17 protein-coding genes are annotated in these 19940 nt (G+C 68.5%); 15 read left to right on the top strand and 2 right to left on the bottom strand.

The window, feature by feature from the left end; genetic code table 11:
• The first annotated feature begins 32 nt into the window (after positions 1-32).
• From JI752_RS11845 to JI752_RS11830, 4 genes are all read left to right on the top strand, one after another.
• Positions 33-965 carry a nucleoside hydrolase gene (locus tag JI752_RS11845; RefSeq protein ID WP_216964086.1) on the top strand — a complete coding sequence of 311 codons (933 nt, stop codon included), beginning with the start codon at positions 33-35 and terminating at the stop codon, positions 963-965.
• Positions 966-1036: 71 nt separating this feature from the next.
• The gene (locus JI752_RS11840; RefSeq protein WP_216964337.1) at positions 1037-1282 is read left to right on the top strand and encodes a type B 50S ribosomal protein L31; all 246 of its coding nucleotides are present in this window, start codon (positions 1037-1039) and stop codon (positions 1280-1282) included.
• A gap of 451 nt (positions 1283-1733) precedes the next feature.
• The gene (locus JI752_RS11835) at positions 1734-3038 is read left to right on the top strand and encodes a citrate synthase (protein WP_216964084.1); all 1305 of its coding nucleotides are present in this window, start codon (positions 1734-1736) and stop codon (positions 3036-3038) included.
• A 9-nt stretch (positions 3039-3047) separates the two neighbouring features.
• The gene (locus JI752_RS11830; RefSeq protein WP_216964076.1) at positions 3048-3659 is read left to right on the top strand and encodes a hypothetical protein; all 612 of its coding nucleotides are present in this window, start codon (positions 3048-3050) and stop codon (positions 3657-3659) included.
• 3 nt (positions 3660-3662) lie between these two features.
• Here JI752_RS11830 and JI752_RS11825 read toward each other — a convergent pair whose 3' ends face one another.
• Both JI752_RS11825 and JI752_RS11820 read right to left on the bottom strand, forming a co-directional pair.
• Complete coding sequence (locus tag JI752_RS11825; protein WP_216964074.1) at positions 3663-4331, bottom strand: hypothetical protein; 669 nt, start codon at positions 4329-4331, stop codon at positions 3663-3665.
• Positions 4332-4553: 222 nt separating this feature from the next.
• Positions 4554-7046, bottom strand: coding sequence for a penicillin-binding protein 1A (locus tag JI752_RS11820; RefSeq protein ID WP_216964072.1), 2493 nt, complete (start codon positions 7044-7046; stop codon positions 4554-4556).
• 246 nt (positions 7047-7292) lie between these two features.
• On the opposite strand from JI752_RS11820, the gene JI752_RS11815 reads away from it, so the two are divergent.
• The 11 genes from JI752_RS11815 to JI752_RS11765 all read left to right on the top strand — a co-directional run bounded on the left by JI752_RS11815 (position 7293) and on the right by JI752_RS11765 (position 19886).
• A complete protein-coding gene (locus tag JI752_RS11815) occupies positions 7293-8351 on the top strand; it encodes a pilus assembly protein PilM (protein ID WP_216964071.1) in 1059 nt (352 codons plus the stop codon).
• Positions 8351-9133, top strand: a complete 783-nt coding sequence (locus JI752_RS11810; protein ID WP_216964069.1) for a PilN domain-containing protein — start codon at positions 8351-8353, stop codon at positions 9131-9133. Before JI752_RS11815 ends, JI752_RS11810 begins: the two co-directional genes overlap by 1 nt.
• On the top strand, positions 9130-9804 hold the full coding sequence (pilO, locus tag JI752_RS11805; RefSeq protein ID WP_216964067.1) for a type 4a pilus biogenesis protein PilO: 675 nt from the start codon (positions 9130-9132) through the stop codon (positions 9802-9804). The genes JI752_RS11810 and pilO overlap by 4 nt, the downstream gene beginning before the upstream one ends.
• 1 nt (position 9805) lies before the next feature.
• Positions 9806-10360 carry a pilus assembly protein PilP gene (locus JI752_RS11800; RefSeq protein ID WP_216964066.1) on the top strand — a complete coding sequence of 185 codons (555 nt, stop codon included), beginning with the start codon at positions 9806-9808 and terminating at the stop codon, positions 10358-10360.
• Between the two features lie 19 nt (positions 10361-10379).
• Complete coding sequence (locus JI752_RS11795) at positions 10380-12314, top strand: type IV pilus secretin PilQ family protein (RefSeq protein ID WP_216964064.1); 1935 nt, start codon at positions 10380-10382, stop codon at positions 12312-12314.
• Positions 12315-12858: 544 nt separating this feature from the next.
• A complete protein-coding gene (locus tag JI752_RS11790) occupies positions 12859-13851 on the top strand; it encodes a MoxR family ATPase (RefSeq protein WP_216964062.1) in 993 nt (330 codons plus the stop codon).
• Positions 13852-14019: 168 nt separating this feature from the next.
• Entirely contained in the window at positions 14020-14949 is a 930-nt protein-coding gene (locus JI752_RS11785) for a DUF58 domain-containing protein (protein WP_216964060.1), read from the top strand.
• Entirely contained in the window at positions 14949-15425 is a 477-nt protein-coding gene (locus JI752_RS11780) for a DUF4381 domain-containing protein (protein ID WP_216964335.1), read from the top strand. Before JI752_RS11785 ends, JI752_RS11780 begins: the two co-directional genes overlap by 1 nt.
• Entirely contained in the window at positions 15425-16444 is a 1020-nt protein-coding gene (locus JI752_RS11775) for a VWA domain-containing protein (RefSeq protein WP_216964058.1), read from the top strand. The genes JI752_RS11780 and JI752_RS11775 overlap by 1 nt, the downstream gene beginning before the upstream one ends.
• Positions 16441-18171 (top strand): VWA domain-containing protein, encoded by a 1731-nt coding sequence (locus JI752_RS11770; protein WP_216964056.1) that lies wholly within the window; start codon positions 16441-16443, stop codon positions 18169-18171. The genes JI752_RS11775 and JI752_RS11770 overlap by 4 nt, the downstream gene beginning before the upstream one ends.
• Positions 18168-19886 (top strand): BatD family protein, encoded by a 1719-nt coding sequence (locus tag JI752_RS11765; protein WP_216964054.1) that lies wholly within the window; start codon positions 18168-18170, stop codon positions 19884-19886. The genes JI752_RS11770 and JI752_RS11765 overlap by 4 nt, the downstream gene beginning before the upstream one ends.
• Positions 19887-19940: the final 54 nt, after the last annotated feature.

Genomic DNA, 19940 nt, shown 5'->3' with positions numbered 1-19940 from the left:
CGAACGCAACCGTTCATGGAGATAATCGGTCGATGGACAAGATTCCCCTGCTGATCGACACCGACCCCGGCGTGGACGACGCGCTGGCCCTGCTGATGGCTTTCAACGACCCGCGCCATCAGGTCGTCGGACTGACCATCGCCGCCGGCAACGTCGGCCTCAGGCACACCGTCGCCAACGCACTGAAGCTGTGCGAAGTGGCCGGAGTGGACGCGCCGGTATTCGCCGGCTGCCCGGGCCCGCTGCTGCACCCCGCGCCGGATGCCGGCTACGTGCACGGGCAGGACGGTTTCGGCGATGTCGGTTACGAGCCGGCGCAACGCACCGCGCAAGCCGAACACGCCGCGCAGGCGATCCTGCGCCTGTCGCACGAGCACGCCGGCAGGCTGCTGCTGGTTGCACTGGGGCCGCTGACCAACGTCGCGCTCGCGCTGAAGCTGGATCCGACATTGCCCGAGCGTGTCGCCCGGCTGGTCGTGATGGCCGGTGCGGTGACGGGCCACGGCAACATCACACCGGCGGCGGAGTTCAACGTGTTCTTCGATCCGGAAGCGGCGCACATCGTGTTCGAGGGGTTCCCGCAGATCGATCTGGCCGACTGGGAAGGCACCATCGCGCACGGCCTGCTGCACGACAGCGTGCTGGAATGGCTGGCCGCGGATTCGCCGCGCGCGCGCTTCTACGAACGCATTTCGAAGAAGACCCGCGAGTGGTCGGCCGATCGCCGTGGCGAGTACTGGCACTCCGCCGATGCACTGGCGATGGCCTTCGCGCTGGAACCCGACGGTGTGACGCAGGACGTGCATCGGCCGGTGGTCGTGGAACTCGGCCATGGCCACGCGCGTGGCATGACCGTGGTCGACTGGAACCGGCAGAGCGGCCAGGCGGACCGGTTCAGGATCCTCATGCGCTACGACCAGGACCGACTGGACGGACTGATCCGCGCGGCATTGGCCGGTCGGTGAGCAGAGAGCTTGCGCGAGGCGGGGACCGTCGCTATACTTCCGCGCTTTCCCCGAATCCTTTGGTGAGTGCCATGAAGGCCGGCATCCATCCCGACTACCGCGACGTCATTTTCCAGGACGTCACCACCGACTTCCAGTTCCTGACGCGTTCGACCCTTGGCAGCAAGGAGACGATCAAGTGGGAAGACGGTAACGAGTACCCGCTGATCAAGGTCGATATCAGCTCTGCTTCGCATCCGTTCTACACGGGCAAGCACAAGATCGTCGACACCAGCGGTCGCGTCGACAAGTTCCGCAAGCGCTACGCGCAGAAGTAAGGTTCGGTCCGCGCTCAGGCGCGGTCCTTCCCGATTTCTGCCGCGTCGCAATCGCATCACGCGATTCGCGCCGCTAAGCGATCCCCGACGGCTGCCGAAAGGCGGCCGTTGGCGTTTCCGGTGTTTTCGCGAAAGTTGGCATGCCTGGGCGCATGTCGGCGACGCGGAGTAATACCTGCCCGGAAGAGTCCCTGACGGCTGCCGAAAGGCAGCCGTTGGCGTATCCGGGCGTCCTCTCGCGGACCCGCTCGGCCTGGTCAGATTTTTCGGTTTCTGGCGGTTCCATTCGTGGAATGGTCCGGCCCGCCGCCCGAGGCGCCTGCCACCAAAGTCCGAGTCAGCGCTCGGGGACGTTGTGCGATAATTCACGGTTCGCGGCCCTGCCCGCGAACCCCGTCCCCGCCTCCTGCCGCGGCCCGCTCCGCCGGCATGCTGACATGAGGAGTGTTTCGTGTCCGATTCGACCAAACCTGGCTTCGACCAGGTCACCCTGACCGCCGGCGACAAGAGCGCCACCCTTCCGGTCCAGTATCCGACGCTCGGCACGCCGTGCATCGACATCGCCAAGCTGACCAAGGAAACCGGCTGCTTCACCTACGACCCCGGTTTCGGTGCCACCGCCAGCTGCAAGTCGGCGATCACCTACATCGACGGCGACGCCGGCGTGCTGCTGTACCGCGGCTACCCGATCGAGCAGCTGGCCGAGAAGTCCAACTTCCTCGAAGTCGCCTACCTGCTCATGAACGGTGAGCTGCCGAACAAGGACGAGTTCTCCGCGTTCGAGCACGAGGTCACGCATCACACGATGATGCACGAGGCCTTCCGCACCTTCCTGTACGGCTTCCGCCACGACGCCCACCCGATGGCGATGCTGACCGGCATGCTCGGTTCGCTGGCGAGCTTCTACCACAACGATCTCGACCTCGAGGATCCGGAACAGCGCCGTCTGGCCGCGATCCGCCTGATCGCCAAGGTGCCGACGATCGCCGCCGCCTGCTACCGCTATTCCATCGGCTGGCCGATCCGCTACCCGCGCAACAACCTCGAATACACCACGCGCTTCCTGCACATGCTGAAGGAAGTGCCGAGCGAGCCGCTGGAGCTGAGTCCGGTCGCCGCCAAGGCGATGGACCTGCTCTTCATCCTGCACGCCGATCACGAGCAGAACGCCTCGACCTCGACCGTGCGTCTGGTCGGTTCCACCGGCGCCAACCCGTACGTGAGCGTCGCCGCCGGCGTCGCCGCGCTGTGGGGCCCGGCGCACGGCGGTGCCAACGAAGCCGTGCTGAAGATGCTGGAAGAGATCGGCCGTCCGGAGAACGTCAATTCCGCCATCGCCAAGGCGAAGGACAAGGAATCGGGCTTCCGCCTGATGGGCTTCGGCCACCGCGTCTACAAGAACTTCGACCCGCGCGCCAAGATCATCCGCGAGATGACCCACAAGGTGCTGGGCGAGCTGGGCATCAACGACCCGCTGCTCGAAGTGGCGATGAAGCTGGAAGAGGCCGCGCTGAAGGACGAGTACTTCGTGCAGCGCAAGCTCTACCCGAACGTCGACTTCTACTCCGGCATCATCTACAAGGCGCTGGGCATTCCGGTGGAGATGTTCACCGTGATGTTCGCCATCGCCCGCACCGCCGGCTGGGTCTCGCACTGGCTGGAACAGCAGAACGATCCGGAAAACCGCATCGGTCGCCCGCGCCAGATCTACACCGGTTCGGCGCAGCGCGACTACGTCGATTTCGGCAAGCGCTGAGGTCTACGCGTGGCCGGCGTCCGCGCCGACACACCTTCGAAGCCGCGGCCCCGCCGCGGCTTCGTCGTATTCAAATGGACGATCTACGCGCTGCTGGCCCTCGACGTCGCGCTGTACGCACGCTACGGCCGCCTCACCGAGCTGATCGACACCGCCGCGTGGCTGGTCCTGCTGCTCTTGTTCGAATGGGAAACCGGCGGCTGGCGGCTCCCCGCGCGCTGGGTGCCGGCGCTGCACGGCGTCCGCCTGCTGGCGAGCGCGGCGGTCGTCGTCGCCGTGGCCGGCTACGCGCTGGAGCGCGTGTGGCTGGACTTCTTCAATGAAATGACCTGGCTCGGCGTGGTCGCGCTGCTGGAGCTGGAAGTCCGCCTGCCGCCGAACGCCATGCGCCTGCACCGGCTGCGCCGCATGGCCGCCGCGGCGCTGTACCTGGCGCTGGTCGGATTCCTACTGACCTGGGCCGTGATGGGCTTCGGCGATGACGACCCGCGTGCCGCGTGGCTCGATACCTGGGATGCGTTGCTGTGGCTGGTTGCCTTCGTGGTGATCGAGCTCAACGTCTTCGGCGCCGATACGGACCGACGTGCGCGACGGGCCCGCGCGATCGAACCGTCGCGCTGACCTTCAGCGCGACGCGTCGTTTCCGGCCTCGTAGCCCAGGATTTCTTCCTGCGCGAGCAGCTCCCGCAGTTGCGCAGCGCTGGCGCGCTTCATCGGCTTCTCGTCGGTGTTCGACAGCGGTGCCTGGCGCAGGCCATCCAGCGGCAGGATGGTGAGGTCGAAGGCCAGATCCTCGGCGGTGAATACCCAGACCGGCACTTCGGCCACGCGCTCCCGATCCAGCCGCAGGCGGCGGCTGCGCGCCTCGGCCGGAATGCCGTGCTGTTCGAGATAGCGTGGCGCCGCATCCGGGTCGTCGCTGAAAAGGTGCAACGCGACCGGGCTTCGCGTGTCGGCGGTGCCATCGAGCACTGTGCCGACCAGGCGCGGCTGGAACTGCCGGAAGAACTCCATCGCGCGCAGCGCGGCCTCGCGCCGGTGGCGCAGCGCGGGCACGTTCTCGCGCTGGAACAGGCGCTGGTACTCGCGCAACGCATCTTCGATCTCGCGGTTACGCGGCAGCGATGCGTCGTCGAAGATGCCCAGTCGCTCGGCGGCCTTGAGCTTGGCCTGGTGGTAATCGCGAATGCCACCTTCGGCCATCAGGCGGGCGGCTTCGTTGGCGAGACGGTGCCGGCGTTCGCGGGTACGCGTGAGTGCATGCTGATGAGCGTGCTGTCGGTCGTGGGGCATGAGAACCTCCGCGGCTGGCACGACGGCGGGATTTCGCCGCGGCCGGTATCACCGGCACGGCGAAACTAGCATGTTTCTTTGGGCCCGGACGTTACGCCGCGTGGCGTGTCGGAAACGTGGATGCGGCGCCTGCTGCATGAACGCCGGCCATCCGGCCCCCGGCATACGAAAAACGCCGGGCAGGGCCCGGCGTTTTCGTGTGTCGCGGATGGCGCGAAAGCGTCAGAAGATGTCGAAGGCTTCTTCGGCCGGCGCGGCTTCCTGCGGGCCGTAGTCGACATAGGTCTGCATGCGGTCCAGGTCCTCGGCCTTGACCCACTCGACGATGCCACCTTCGCCCCCCGGGATCAGCGCGCCGTTGCCCGACACCGAGACCTTGATCATGCCCTCCGGCGGATCGTTCGCCGCCAGCGGCTGGTCCTTCAGTGCCACGCGCATGTAGTCGATCCAGATCGGCAGCGCGGCCTTGCCGCCGTATTCGCGGTAGCCCAGCGACTTGTAGTTGTCGCGGCCCACCCAGACCGTGGTGACGTACGGGCCGCCCACACCGGAAAACCACGCGTCGCGGTGGTCGTTGGTCGAACCGGTCTTGCCGCCGATGTCGTCGCGTTCGAGCACCTTCGCCGGCGTGCCCGTACCGCGCTTCACCACGTCGCGCAGCATCGAGACGATCTGGTAGGCGATGCGGCCGTCGATCGCGCGCGGCGCGAGCACCATGTTGCTGGTGTCGATGGCCGGCTTCTTCGGCTCGTCCTTCGGTGCTTCCGGCTTCTGTTCCGGCGTGCCCGATGCGGTCGGGCCAAGGTTGAAGCCGTCGACCACGGCGGTGTTCTGCACCGCGCGGCTGACGCCGCCGGCCGTGCCGCATTCCGGGCAGGCCACGGCCGGCTTTTCCTTGAACACCACCGCGCCCTCGCGGTCCTTCACTTCGTCGATGAACCACGGCGTGATGCGGAAGCCGCCATTGGCGAACGCGGCGAAACCGCGCGCCACCGACAGCGGCGTGAGCGAGGCGGTGCCCAGCGACATCGACAGGTTCGGCGGCAGCTCGGCTTCGTCGAAACCGAAGTGGCTGATGTACTTGCGCGCGTAGTCCACGCCGATGGCGTCGAGCAGGCGCACCGAGACCAGGTTGCGCGACTGCACCATCGCCTCGCGCAGGCGCATGGGGCCGGCGAAGTTGCCGGTGTCGTTCTGCGGGCGCCAGATGTGGCCGCGACGGTCCTTGAACACTACCGGCGCATCCAGCACCACCGAAGCCGGGTTGAAGCCGCGTTCGAACGAGGCCGCGTAGACGAACGGCTTGAAGCTCGAGCCCGGCTGGCGGCGTGCCTGCGTGGCGCGGTTGAACTTGGCGCCGGCGTAGCTGTAACCGCCGGACAGGGCGCGCAGCGCACCGTTGGACGGTTCCAGCGAAACCAGCGCGGCCTGTGCCTGCGGCACCTGGTCCAGGCGGTAGCGCGCCGGCGGCGGAACCTCGCCCGGCTTGGGCGGATTGGCCGGTTCGATGCGGCTCACGCGCACCAGATCGCCGCGCTTGACCAGGCTGGCCGGCGCGCGGCCGCCCCAACCCTGATCGCCGCCCAGCTCGACCGGCGTGCCGTCGGCCAGCACCAACTGCACCTGGCTGCCGCTCACGCCCAGCACGATCGCCGGCTGCAGGGCGGCCTGCGCCGGAACGTTGCGCAGGCGCGCGCGCACGGTGGCAGCGTCCTCGTTCGGGGCGAGGTCGAAATGCTGTTCGACGCCGTGCCAGCCGTGGCGACGGTCGTACACCGCCAGGCCGTCGCGCACCGCCTTGTCGGCCGCGGTCTGCAGCACCGGATCGATGGTGGTGGTGACGTGGTAGCCCTTGGTCAGGGCTTCGTTGCCGAAGCGGGCGACCATCTCCTGGCGCACCATCTCCGCCACGTACGGCGCGTAGACCTCAACCGGCCGCTCGTGCGGCGTGGCGTGCATCGGCACGGCCTTGGCCTGCGCCGCTTCGTCGGGGCTGATGTACTTCAGCTCCACCATGCGATCGAGGATGTAGTCGCGACGCACTTTCGCGCGTTCGGGATTGCTCAGCGGATTGCCGCTGGACGGGAACTTCGGAATGCCGGCAAGCGACGCCATTTCGTCCAGCGAAAGCTCGCCCAGCTTCTTGCCGTAATAGAACTCCGCCGCCGCGCCGACGCCGTAGGCGCGGTTGCCGAAGAAGCTCTTGTTCAAGTACAGCTCGAAGATCTCGTCCTTGCTCAGCTCACGCTCCATGCGCATCGCCGTGAGCATCTCGGCCAGCTTGCGCGTGTAGCTGTATTCGTTGCTGAGGAAGAACTGGCGCGCGACCTGCTGGGTGATCGTCGAGCCGCCCGGCACGCGCTTGGCATCGGTGGTGGCGATCAGCCACACCGCACGCGCCACGCCCTTGAAGTCCACGCCGTGGTGCTTGTAGAAGCGCGCGTCCTCGATGGCGAGGAAAGCCTGCTTCAGGCGCTCGGGGACGTCCTGGATGGAAACGGGGTAGCGGCGGGTCTCGCCGAACAGCGCCATCAGGCGACCGTCCTTGGCGTAGACGTACATCGGCTCCTGCATTTCGACCGCGCGAAGGGTCTCCACGTCAGGCAGCTTGGGGGCGACCAGGTAGTACAAAGTGCCCAGCGCAATGGCGCCAAGCAGGGCCAGGCCGGCCAGCGCGAACAGCGCCCAGCGCAGCAGGCGGCGTAAACGGGGCATCAAGCAGATTCCGATTGCGGGTGTAGTGGGCGTGGAGTATAGAGGAGCCGGGGATAGGGAATTTTAGCGGTGGCACACCGGGGATCCGGGGGACGGATCGACCCACCCGAGGGGCGCCGCGGCAGGTTGGAAAGTGACGCAGTAAGGCAATTCCGAATGAAAAGGTTGCCAGCCTGTGCAAACTTGGTTATTTAAAGCGGGGTCACACGAAGCGCATGTAAGCGCCTGTGACAAGGGGAGAATATCGTGGGGATCGTCACAAAAAGCCAGCCGGCAGTCGTCGGCGTGGACATCAGTTCGACTGCCGTAAAGCTGTTGCAGCTCTCCCGGGCCGGCAACCGCTACCGCGTCGAGCATTACGCGGTCGAACCGCTGCCGCCGAACGCCGTCGTCGAGAAGAGCATCGTCGAGGTCGAGGCCGTGGGCGAGGCGATCCGGCGCGCCGTTGCGCGGTCGGGCACGCGGGCCAAGCACGCCGCCGCCGCCGTGGCCGGCTCGTCGGTCATCACCAAGGTCATCCCGATGCCGGGCGACCTGGATGACGACGACCTGGAGTCGCAGGTCGAGCTGGAGGCGGTGAACTACGTCCCGTACCCCATCGAGGAAGTCAATCACGATTTCGAGGTGCTGGGCCCGATGCCCGGCAGCCCGGACATGCTGCAGGTCCTGCTCGCCGCCTCACGTTCGGAGAACGTGGAAGTGCGCGCCTCGGCGCTGGAGATCGGCGGCCTCACCCCGAAGGTGATGGACGTTGAAGCCTTCGCGCTGGAGAACGCCTTCGCGCTGGTCGCCGACCAGCTCGGCGGTCCGCGCGATGGCCTGGTCGCCCTGGTCGATTCCGGCGCGACGATGACCACGCTCAACGTGCTTCGCAACGGCCGCAGCCTGTACGCCCGCGAGCAGGTGTTCGGCGGCAAGCAGCTCACCGACGAAGTCATGCGCCGCTACGGCCTGAGCTACGAGGAAGCCGGTCTGGCCAAGCGCCAGGGCGGACTGCCGGAGAGCTACGAAGCCGAAGTCCTGGAGCCCTTCAAGGAGGCGATGGTCCAGCAGATCAGCCGCCTGCTGCAGTTCTTCTACGCCGGCAGCGAGTTCAACCGCGTCGACCAGATCGTGCTGGCCGGCGGTTGCGCCTCCATCGCCGGCATCGCCGAGATGGTCGAGGAGCAGCTCGGCGTGCCGACCACCATCGCCAACCCGCTCGCCCACATGACCCTCGGGCCGCGCGTGCAGGCACATGCTTTGGCCCAGGACGCACCGGCGCTGATGATCGCCTGCGGTCTCGCCCTGAGGAGCTTCGACTGATGGCACGCATCAACCTCCTCCCGTGGCGCGAAGAGCGCCGCAAGCAGCGGCAGAAGGAAACCGGGCTGATGCTCGGCGCGGCGGCCATCGGCGCGCTCCTGCTGTCGTTCATCATCGTCAGCTACTACAACGGCCAGATCGACGGCCAGAACGAGCGCAACACGTTCCTCCAGGACCAGATCGCCGAGGTCAAGAAGAAGAACGAGGAGATCAAGCAGCTCGAAGAGAAGAAGGCCAAGCTGCTGGCGCGCAAGGAAGTGATCGAGAAGCTGCAGGCGAACCGCTCGCAGATGGTGCACTTGTTCGATTCGCTGGTGCGCACGATCCCCGACGGCGCGGTGCTGACCTCGATCAAGCAGGACAACGAGACGCTCACGCTGGAAGGCCGCGCGCAGTCCAACGCCCGCGTCAGTACCTACATGCGCAACCTCGAAGGCTCGGGCTGGATGACCAATCCGGACCTGTCGATCATCGAAGCCAAGGGTGGCGACAAGGGCCTGCCGTACCAGTTCAAGTTGCAGGTCAAGCTGGCCAATCCGAACGCACCGAAGGACGAGGACGGCGACGGCGTGCCTGACGCGCCGGTCGCACCGGCAGCGCAGATCGCCCAGTCGGGCGAAGCCGCCACCGCAGGTGCCGCACCGGCTGCCGGCACGCCGGTGACCACGCCCGTCACGCCGTCCGGCGCTGCCGCGCCGGCGCCGGCCGCGACCCCGGCCGCAACGCCCGCCACTGCGCCTCCGGCGCCGAATGCCACGCCGGCCAAGGGAGCGGCGTCATGAGCAAGAAGAAATCGATCAAGCTCAACGAGCTGGACTTCAACAACATCGGCGGCTGGCCGCAGCAGGCCAAGATCGGCCTGTGCGCGGTGATCGTCGTGGTGATCGTGGGCCTGGCCTGGTACCTGTTCGTCAGCGACAAGCGCAGCGAACTGGAAGGGCTCGAAGCGCAGGAAGCCACGCTGCGCGCCGAGTACGAGAAGGAACAGGGCAAGGCCGCCAACCTGGAACCGCTGCGCCAGCAGCTGGCCCAGATGGAACAGCAGCTCCAGCAGATGCTGCGCCAGCTGCCCAGCAAGACCGAAATGCCCGACCTGATCGTCGACATCTCGCAGACGGCGCTGGCCACCGGCATCACCAACGAACTGTTCCAGCCCGGCGCCGAAGAACCCAAGGAGTTCTACGCCGAGAAGCCGATCGCGCTGCGCATGATCGGCAGCTACCACCAGTTCGGCGGTTTCGTCAGCGGCGTGGCATCGCTGCCGCGCGTGGTCATCATGACCATGCACGACATCTCGCTGAAGCCGCGCGGCAAGGAAGGCGAGGCGATCACGCCCAACAGCCCGCTCGAGCTGGCCGGCACGGTGAAGACCTACCGCTACCTCGACGAGGAAGAAGTCCAGAAGCAGGAAGAGGCCGCGGCTGCCTCGGACGGCAAGAAGGGAGGGGCCTGAGATGCGCGCAATCCTTAACCGTGAAGGCGCATCGCCTGTGCGCGCCATGACGGCGATCGCGCTGGCGCTCGGTCTGGCCGCGTGCTCGCGCGGCATCACCAGCACGCCGGGCGAGGCGCCCAACCTGGAAAAGTGGATCGCCGAGGTCAAGGCGCGTCCTGCGCCGCCGCTGGATCCGCTGCCGGTAATGCAGCAGTTCGAGACGTTCGAATACAACGCCTACGCGCTGCGTGATCCGTTCAGCACGGCCTTCACCGACGACGGCGGCGGCAACGGTCCGCGTCCGGACGCCGGTCGCCGCAAGCAGACGCTGGAGCAGTTTCCGCTCGACAGCCTCGACATGGTCGGCACGCTGGGCAAGGGGAATGGCGTGATCGCGCTGGTGATGGCACCGGACAAGGTGACCTACCGCGTGACCGCGGGGAATTATCTGGGGCAAAGCGACGGTCGCGTGACCGGCGTGTTCGAAGACCGCATCGAGCTGGTGGAACTGGTACCGGATGGCGCGGGTGGATGGTTGGAGCGTCCGGCCACGGTCGCGTTGGAAGATCAATAAGATTCTGGGGGAATGCACGATGACCGTTTTTGAACCGGGTAGCCTAAGCGCACGCGCTGACCGTCGCCCCCTGCTGCGCAGTGGGTCGATCGGCCTGCTGATCGGCGCCATCGCCGCCGTCAGCGCCGTCCACGCCGCCACGCCCGCACCGGCCGCCGCTCCGGCGGTCGTCGCGCCGCCGGCAAGCCTGGACCCGGCCAAGCAGCTGCCGGGCACCGTCGAGGTGTCCAACATCGACTTCAAGCGCGGCAGTGACGGCTCCGGCCGCCTGGTCGTGAAGTTCAGCGGCGACGGCGCCTCTCCGGACCTGCGCAATCAGGGCCAGAGCGTCGTCGTCAACGTCGGCAACGCCAAGTTGCCCGACTCGCTGCGCAAGCCGCTCAACGTGGTCGACTTTGCCACGCCGGTGCAGCGCATCGACGCGCGCAACTCCGGCGCGGGGACGCAGCTCGTGCTCGACATGAGCGGCAACTTCGAGTCGATGGCGTACCAGACCGGTCGCGAATACATCGTCGAGATCGTGCCGCGCACCGGCGCCGCCAACGGCCGCGCCGTCGGCCAGTCGACCACCGGCAAGACGACCGCCGCCGCAGGCGGCGTGCGCAACTACGCCGGCCGCCCGGTGACGTTCAACTTCCAGGACGTGCCAGTGCGCACCGTCCTGCAGCTGATCGCCGAGGAATCGGGCCTGAACGTGGTCGCCGCCGACACCGTCAGCGGCAACGTCACGCTGCGCCTGACCAATGTGCCGTGGGACCAGGCGCTGGACATCGTCCTGCAGGCCAAGGGCCTGGACAAGCGCCGCAGCGGCAACGTCGTGTGGGTCGCCCCGCAGGCCGAGATTGCCAAGTACGAGCAGGACAAGGAAGACGCGCGCATCGCGCTGGACAACCGCGTCGACCTGTCCACCGAGTACATCCAGATCAACTACCACAACGCCGCGCAGATCTATAAGGCGCTGACCGAGGCCAAGGGCATCGGCGGCAACACCGGCGGCGGCCAGAACAGCGGTTCGAGCAGCACCGACAGCGGCTTCCTCTCGCCGCGTGGTCGCCTGGTCGCCGACGAACGCACCAACACGCTGATGATCAGCGACATCCCGAAGAAGGTCGCGGAGATGAAGCAGCTGATCCACGTGATCGACCGCCCGGTCGACCAGGTGCTGATCGAAGGCCGCGTCGTCATCGCGCAGGACACCTTCGCCCGCGAGCTCGGTGCGCGCTTCGGCATCGCCGGCACGAAGGACGGCAAGTACTTCTTCAACGACACCATCGAGAACAACGACGCCACGCGTGGCTCGCTCGCCGAGGCCAGCCAGTCGGGTGACATCCCGACGCTGTTCAAGGGGCCGATGAGCAACCTGGGCGTGCTGAACCCGGCCGGTTCGGTGGCGTTGCAGATCCTCAATGCCGGCTACGCGCTGGACGTCGAGCTGTCGGCGATGCAGGAAGAAGGCCGCGGCGAAGTGATCTCCAACCCGCGCATCGTCACCAGCAACCAGCGCGAGGCGGTGATCCGCCAGGGCCAGGAAGTGGGCTACGTGACGATCTCGCCGTCGCAGGGCAGCACCACGATTCCGATCCCGAACGTGCAGTTCAAGGACGTGCTGCTGGAGCTGAAGGTCACCCCGACCATCACCCACGACGGCCGCGTGTTCCTGAACATGAACGTCAAGAAGGACGAGGTCGAAGGGTTCGTCGACACCTCCATCGGCCAGGTGCCGACCATCGCCAAGCGCGAGGTCAACACCGCCGTGCTGGTCGAGGACGGGCAGACCGTGGTCATCGGCGGCGTGTACGAGTTCCGTGATCGCAGCGACATCTCGAAGGTGCCGTTCCTGGGCGACATCCCCTTCCTGGGCACTTTGTTCAAGAAGAAGGGTCGCAGCAAGGACAAGGCTGAACTGCTGATCATGGTCACCCCGAAGGTGATGAAGGTCGAACAGCGGGGGTGAGGCAGGCCGCTAACGCGGCACTGCCGCGTGGCCTGCCGAACGACCGACCACGGAGGGTCGGGCCGGGCGATCCGAAGCCCGCAACGCTTCGCCATGGATGGCAGCCACGAGGTTGTCGAAGCCGGTGCTAACGCGGCACTGCCGCGTGGCCTGCCGAACGACCGACCACGGAGGGTCGGGCCGGGCGATCCGAAGCCCGCAACGATTCGCCATGGATGGCAGCCACGAGGTTGTCGAAGCCGGTGCTAACGCGGCACTGCCGCGTGGCCTGCCGAACGACCGACCACGGAGGGTCGGGCCGGGCGATCCGAAGCCCGTAACGCTTCGCCATGGATGGCAGCCACGAGGTTGTCGAAGCCGGTGCCGCGCGGTACCGGCACCGACAACGACACTGGCGCGACCTGCCCCATGACACGGGCGCAAGCAGTACCCCAAGGGCCCCTCCGGGGCCCTTTCGCTTTTCGTGGCTGAATGGACTGCCCGGGCCGTGAACCTCCACCGCCGACTTCGGTCAAACTGGCCCCGATCCCCCACCGAGACCGCCATGGACCGCCGTAGCGACGATCTGCCCCGCCTGCACGACGCCTTCCGCGCCCTGCGCGAGGCGCTATCGGCCGAGATCGTCGGCCAGGCGGCCCTCATCAACCGGTTGCTCATCGCCCTGCTGGCCGACGGCCACCTGCTGGTGGAAGGCGCCCCGGGCCTGGCCAAGACCAGCGCGATCCGCGCCCTGGCCGCGCGCCTGGAGGCCGACTTCGCTCGCGTCCAGTTCACCCCCGACCTGCTGCCCGCCGACCTCACCGGCACCGAAGTGTGGCGCCCGCAGGAAGGCCGCTTCGAGTTTCAGGCCGGCCCGATCTTCCACCCCATCCTCCTGGCCGACGAGATCAACCGCGCGCCCGCCAAGGTCCAGTCCGCGCTGCTGGAAGCGATGGGCGAGCGGCAGGTCACCGTCGGCCGCGCGACCTACGCGCTGCCGCCGCTGTTCCTGGTCATGGCCACGCAGAACCCGATCGAGCAGGAAGGCACGTTCCCGCTGCCGGAGGCGCAGCTCGACCGCTTCCTGATGTACGTGCGCATCGGCTACCCGCAGGCGGCGGCCGAGACCGAAATCCTCCGCCTCGCCCGCGACCGCGCGCGCCAGGCGACGCAGCACGTCGCGCCCGCCATCGAACGCATGTCGATGGAGAACGTATTCGCCGCGCGCAATGCCGTGCTCGACCTGCACCTGGCGCCGGTCGTGGAGCGCTATCTGGTCGAACTCGTCCTGGCCTCGCGCGATGCCGCGCGCTACGACGAAGCGCTGGCACGTCGCATCGCGTGGGGCGCAAGCCCGCGCGGTTCGATCGCGCTGGAGCGTTGCGCGCGTGCGCATGCGTGGCTGGCCGGGCGCGATTTCGTCACGCCGGACGACGTGCGCGCCGTCGCGCCGGACGTGCTGCGCCATCGCATCCTGCCCAGCTACGAAGCCACCGCCGAAGGCTGGGACGGCGAACGCCTGGTGGCCGAGTTGCTGCAGCGCGTGCCGCTGCCGTAAGCGGCGCGACCGGACGGGTCAACAGAACCAGCAGCGGGAACGGCACGCGGATGAACACGAACAGCGCGACGCACTTCGATCGGCGACACACCGCGATGCGTGCATCCGTTCGCATTCCATTTCCGGCCCGCGATACCGCATCCACCTGCACGCTTTCTCTTTCGATCCATGGCTGACGAAGCGCATCCTCGCGACGAAGGACCCGGCAACGGCGTCGTGCCGACGCTGCCGGAGCTGGTCGCCTTGCGGCAGGCTGTCGCGGGACGTCGTCCCGCCATGCGCGGCCGCTTCGGCGTCAGCGGGCACGCGCTCTCGCCGCTGCGCGGGCGCGGCATGGAGTACGCCGAATCGCGCGAGTACGTCGCCGGCGACGACGCACGCCACATCGACTGGCGCCTCACTGCACGCACCGGTCGCGCGCACACCAAGCTGTTCCAGGCCGAACGCGAACGCCTGAGCCTGATCGTCGCCGACACCGCGCCGACCCTGTACTTCGGCACTCGCGTGCGCTTCAAGTCGGTGCAGGCGGCGCGCGCGGGCGCGGTGGCCGCGTGGGCGGCGGTGCGCGATGGCGATCGCATCGCCGCATTGCGCGGCAGCCGCCGCGAAGCGCCGATCGCACCGGCCGCCGGACCGCGCGGTGCATTGCGCGTGCTCGATGCGCTGACGCGCTGGTACGCGCATGCGCCGGACGATGATGCCGGGCTCGGCGTCGCGCTCGATCATGCACAGCGCCTGCTGCGACCCGGTTCGCGCCTGGTCGTGCTGGCCGATCCGCAGAGCGTGGCGGCACTGCCCGCACAACGTTGGCCGGCGCTGGCGCATCACCACGAGGTGATCGTGCTGCTGCTCACCGATCCGCTGGAAACCGCACCGCCGAAGGCATCCCTGCCGTTCGAGGACGAATCGCACCGCGTCGACGTCGACCTGTCCGTCGCCGCACAACGCCAAGCCTGGCGCAACGAATTCGTGCGGCCGCTCGACGCCGCGCTCGCGCAACTGCCTGCGCGCGGCGTGCGCGTGCAGGCCTTGTCCACCGAAGCCGAAAGCGGGGCGTGGCTGCCGCTGCTCGGCCGCAACCCGCCGTTGGTGGCGTGATGGCGGGCGGCGGACTCGTGCTGCGCGACATCCATGCCGCCGCGGCGCCGTCGTGGTGGCCGCCGGCACCGGGTTGGTGGGTGCTGGCGGGCGTGGCGATCGCGGCCATCGTGTTGCTTGCGTGGTGGCGCGCACGCGCTCGCCGACGGCGCGTGGCGATCGTGCGCTTGTTCGACCACCAGGTCGAAGCGGCGCCGACACCGCCGCAGCAGGTCGCGGCCATCTCCGAGCTGCTGCGCCGCGCAGCACGTCGTCGCGACGCAGCGGCGGACACCTTGCAGGGCGAGGCCTGGCTGCTGCATCTGGACGCCGCCACGAAGCGCCCGCGCAAGGCGCCGATGCGCACGGATTTCTCGCAGGGGCCGGGACGGCTGCTGCTCGATGGCGGCTTCCGGCGCGATGTCGATCCCGCTGAGGTCGACGCACTGCGTGCGCTGGCGCGCGAGCGCTTCCTTCAATGGATGGACGCGACCTGATGGACGCGTTCCTGGCTCCGTTCCTCGAGTTGCACGACGCCTTCGCGTGGCCGTGGATGCTGCTGGCGCTGCCGCTGCCGTTGTTCGCGCGCTGGCTGCTGCCTGCGGCGAAGCAGCCGTCATCGGCCGCGCTGCGCGTGCCGTTCGGCGATCGCCTCGATCGCGTCGCGCATGCAGGCGGTCGCACCGCGTTCGGTTCGCGCGCGGGTTGGCTCGTCTGGTTGGGCTGGATACTGCTCTGCATCGCCGCCGCAAGACCGCAGCAACTGGGGGACGCGGTGCAGCCGCCGCAAGTGGGCCGCGACCTGATGCTGGCGCTCGACCTGTCCGGCAGCATGCGCGAACCCGACATGGAACTGGGCGGACGCACCGTCGATCGCCTCACCGCCGCGAAGGCGGTGCTCGCGGATTTCCTCGATCGCCGACGCGGCGATCGCGTCGGATTGATCGTATTCGGGCGCCGCGCGTACGCGCTCACGCCGCTCACGCTCGACCTGGCCTCGGTGCGCCAGCAACTGGAAGACAGCGTGATCGGCCTGGCCGGGCAGGAGACCGCCATCGGCGACACCATCGCGCTGGCGGTCAAGCGCCTGCGCGGGCAGCCGACGGAGCAGCGCGTGCTGGTGCTGCTCACCGACGGCGTCAACACCGCAGGCTTGCTCGAACCGAAGAAGGCGGCCGAGATCGCGAAGGCCGAGGGCGTGCGCATCCACACCATCGCCTTCGGCGGCGAAGGCACGATGTCGCTGTTCGGCCTGCCCGTGCCGATGCCGGGCGGCGGCGACGAGATCGACGAAGCCACGCTGCGCGAGATCGCGCGCAGCACCGGCGGCCACTTCTTCCGCGCCCGCGACACCTCGCAACTGGCCGGTATTTACGCGGAAATCGACCGGCTCGAACCGATCGAGCGCCCGGGGCAGGCGGTGCGTCCGCGCATCGAGCGCTATCCGTGGCCGCTCGGCGCCGCATTCGCCTTCGCGTTGCTGGCGTTCGCCTGGCCGTCGCGGAGGAAGGCATGAACGCGCTGGCCGACTTCTCGCTCGCGTCACTGCACCTGCTTCGCCCGCAGTGGCTGTGGGCATTGCTTGCGCTGCCGGTGCTGGTCGGGTTGTGGCGGGTGCGTCGTCGTCGCAGCAGCGTGTGGCGCGAGAACGTCGATGCGCACCTGCTGCCGCACCTGCTGGTCGAGCGCGGCAATGCGCGAGTGCGCTGGGGCGTGTCGATTGCGATGGTTGCGTACGTGCTGGCGGTGCTGGCGCTTGCGGGGCCGAGCTGGCGCCAGACCCCGCAGCCGCTCTGGCAAAGCCGCACGCCGTTGGTGGTCGCGGTCGATCTCTCCAGCGCCGCGCTTGCGGCCGACCTGCCGCCGTCACGCCTCGCGCAGGCGCGCGCCAAGCTCTCCACGCTGCTGCGCGAACGCGAGGGTGGGCAGGTCGCGCTGGTCGCATTCGCCGACGACGCCTTCACCGTCGCGCCTCTCACGGAAGACGCGGCCAACGTCGCCTTGTTCCTCGACGCGCTGTCGCCGGAAGTGATGCCTGTCGACGGCCAGCGCGTGGATCGGGCGATCGCGTGGTCGGCGCAGTTGCTGAAGCAGTCAGGTTTCGATCGCGGCCGCATCCTGGTGATGAGCGACCACGCCGACGATGCCGCAAACAACGCGGCCGCGAGCGCGGCACGACAGGGGTATCGCGTGGACGTGCTCGGTCTTGGCAGCCAGGCGGGTGCGCCGTTCCGTCGCGGCGACGGCACGTTTGCGACGGCGCGCCTCGATGGCGGCTCGCTGCGCGGGCTTGCCTCCGCCGGCGGGGGGCGCTACGCGGACATCGCCGCGGACGATGGCGACCTGCGCGCGCTGGGCGTGCTCGATCCCGGCACCGTCGACGACGCGACCCGCGTTGACGGCGCGCGTGGCAACGCATGGCGGGACGAAGGCTACTGGCTGCTGCCGCCGTTGATGCTGCTGGCGCTGCTCGCATTCCGACGTCGTGCTGCTCTGGCCGTCATCGCGATGTGCGTGTTGTGGACGCCGGCGAAAGCCGCCGACTGGTGGCGGCGTGCCGACCAGGTGGAACACGCACGCGTCGACGAAGGCAATGCCGCCTACCGTCGCGGCGACTTCGCGGCGGCGGCACAGGAGTACCAACGCGCCGACAGCGCCGACGCGCACTACAACCGCGGCAACGCGCTGGCGAAGTCGGGCCAGCTTCCGCAGGCGATCGCGGCCTACGATGAAGCGCTCAAGCGCCAGCCGGACATGCCCGATGCACTCGCCAACAAGCGCGCGGTGCAAGCGGCGATGAAGAAGAAGCCACCGTCCGGCGGCGCGGGCGATAAATCTTCGCAGTCCAAGGACAATCAGCCCAAGTCCGGACAGAGCCCGTCCGACCAGCAACAACAGCCGCAAGAGCCGCAGCAGAAACAGGCGCAACAGCCCAATCCGCAGAGCGGCCAGCAACCGCCCGAGCCGAATCCCGAAGGCGCGCCGGCCGACGCCGACGCACAACGCCAGGCCGACGCCGCCCAGCGCGAACGCATGCAGCGTGCACTGGAGCAGCAGCGCGGCGCCACCGGCCAACCGCGCGAGCCCGGCGAAGTACGCAACGAGACACCGCAGCAACGCGAGCAGCGCCTGGCGAACGAAGCCTGGCTGCGCCGCGTGCCGGACGACCCGGGCGGCCTGCTGCGCGAGAAGTTCCGCATCGAGCACGAACGTCGCCGTTCCACGGGCGAGGGCAACGAATGAACACCGCGATTCCCGACACCGCGCGCCGCGCCATTGCACGTCTGCTCCCGCGCGTCGCACTGCTGATATTGCTGGCGATGATCAGTCTGGACGCCTCCGCGCAGGTGCGCGCGTGGCTGGACCGCGATCGCATCGCGATGGGCGAAACGGTCACGCTCAACATCGAGAGCACCGCGGCGACCACCGCAAGTGAACCCGACTACGCGCCGCTGCTCACCGATTTCTTCGTCAGCGGTCGCACGAGCCGTCGCGAATTCCTGATGAACAACGGCCGCAGCACGATCCGCACGCTGTACGCGGTAGCGCTGCGTCCGCGCCGCGATGGCGTGATCACGATCCCCGCGCTCAACGTCGGCAGCCTGCGCACGCAGCCGATCCCGATCACCGTCGCGCCTGCCGCCGCACCGTCGGCCACGCGCACGGAGGACGTGTTCATCGAAAGCGAAGCGGACGATCCCGATCCCTACGTGCAGCAATCGGTGGGCTGGGTGGTGCGGCTGTATTCGGCGACGCCGCTGATCTCCGGGCAGCTCGATCAGGACGCGCCGGAAGGCGCCTCGCTGCAGCGTGTCGGCGACGATGCGCAGTACCAGCGCGACATCGGCGGGCGCCGTTACCACATCGTCGAACGCCGCTTCCTGCTGGTGCCCGAGCGCAGCGGCGTGCTGACGATTCCGCCCGCGCGTTTCGAAGGGCGCGGCGCGGGCGGCTTCTTCGACGATCTGCTCGGCGGCCGTGGCGGCGCACTGGAAGCGCAGGGCACGCCGCGCAAGCTCGACGTGCAAGCGGCGCCGGCCAACGCACCGCAGCCGTGGCTGCCGTTGCAGAACCTCACGCTGCGTTACCAGTCCAATCCGCAGGAACTGCGCGTGGGCAGCGCGGCCACGGTCACCGTCGAAGCGCTCGCCGATGGCGCGATGGCGGCGCAGATGCCCGAACTCCAGCTGCCGCCGATCGACGGCGTGCAGGTGTTCGCCGAGCCCGTGCAGGCCGACGAGCGTTTCGTCGATGGACGTCCGCGCGTGAAGCTCACGCGCCGTTTCTCGCTCGTGCCCGCCCGCGAAGGCAACGTGCAACTGGCCGGCATGCAGATGCGCTGGTGGAACGTGCGCGACGGCAGCGCGCAGACCACGGCGCTGCCGCCGCTGTCATGGACCGTGTTGCCCGGTACGTCGACGGCATCGACGAACGGCACGCCCGCGCCGAACGCCGCACCGTCGTCCGGCGTCGACATCGCCGCTCGCGCGCCGGTGTCGTCGTTCGCGGACCTGGGCGGCGCCAATCGCATCTGGGTGCTCGCCGCACTGCTGTTCGCGGCGTTGTGGCTGTTCACGCTGGTGTGGGGCCTGCATCGCAGCGATGCGGCGAAGGTCGCGGCGGTGCCGCGTGCCGACGAACCTCCGTCGCCGGGCCAGCACATCGACCTCAAGCGCCTGATCGACCGCGGCGACCTGGGCGACGTGGCCGACGCGTTGTGCGCGCTCGCGCGCCCACCGGCGCGCGACCTCGACACCGTGCGCGCACGCCTGGCCGATCCGCGCCAGCGCGAAGCCCTCGATGTCCTGCAGCACGCGCGCTGGGGCGGCGGCAGCGCGGTGACCGCGCGCGAACATCTGCGCCAAGCGTTCGCGCAGGGGCCGAAGTGGCATGCGCAGGCCGCGACCGAGCCCTCCCCGCTGGCGCCGTTGTATCCGCCTGAACGCGGGCGAGGCTGATCCGGCCGTCCACGGCACACGGCCCGGAAAGGGCTTTTTGCTAAGCTCGCCGGG

The organism is Lysobacter sp. MMG2, from assembly GCF_016735495.2.
Lineage (GTDB): Bacteria > Pseudomonadota > Gammaproteobacteria > Xanthomonadales > Xanthomonadaceae > Lysobacter_J.
This window is presented reverse-complemented; position numbering and strand designations above follow the sequence as displayed.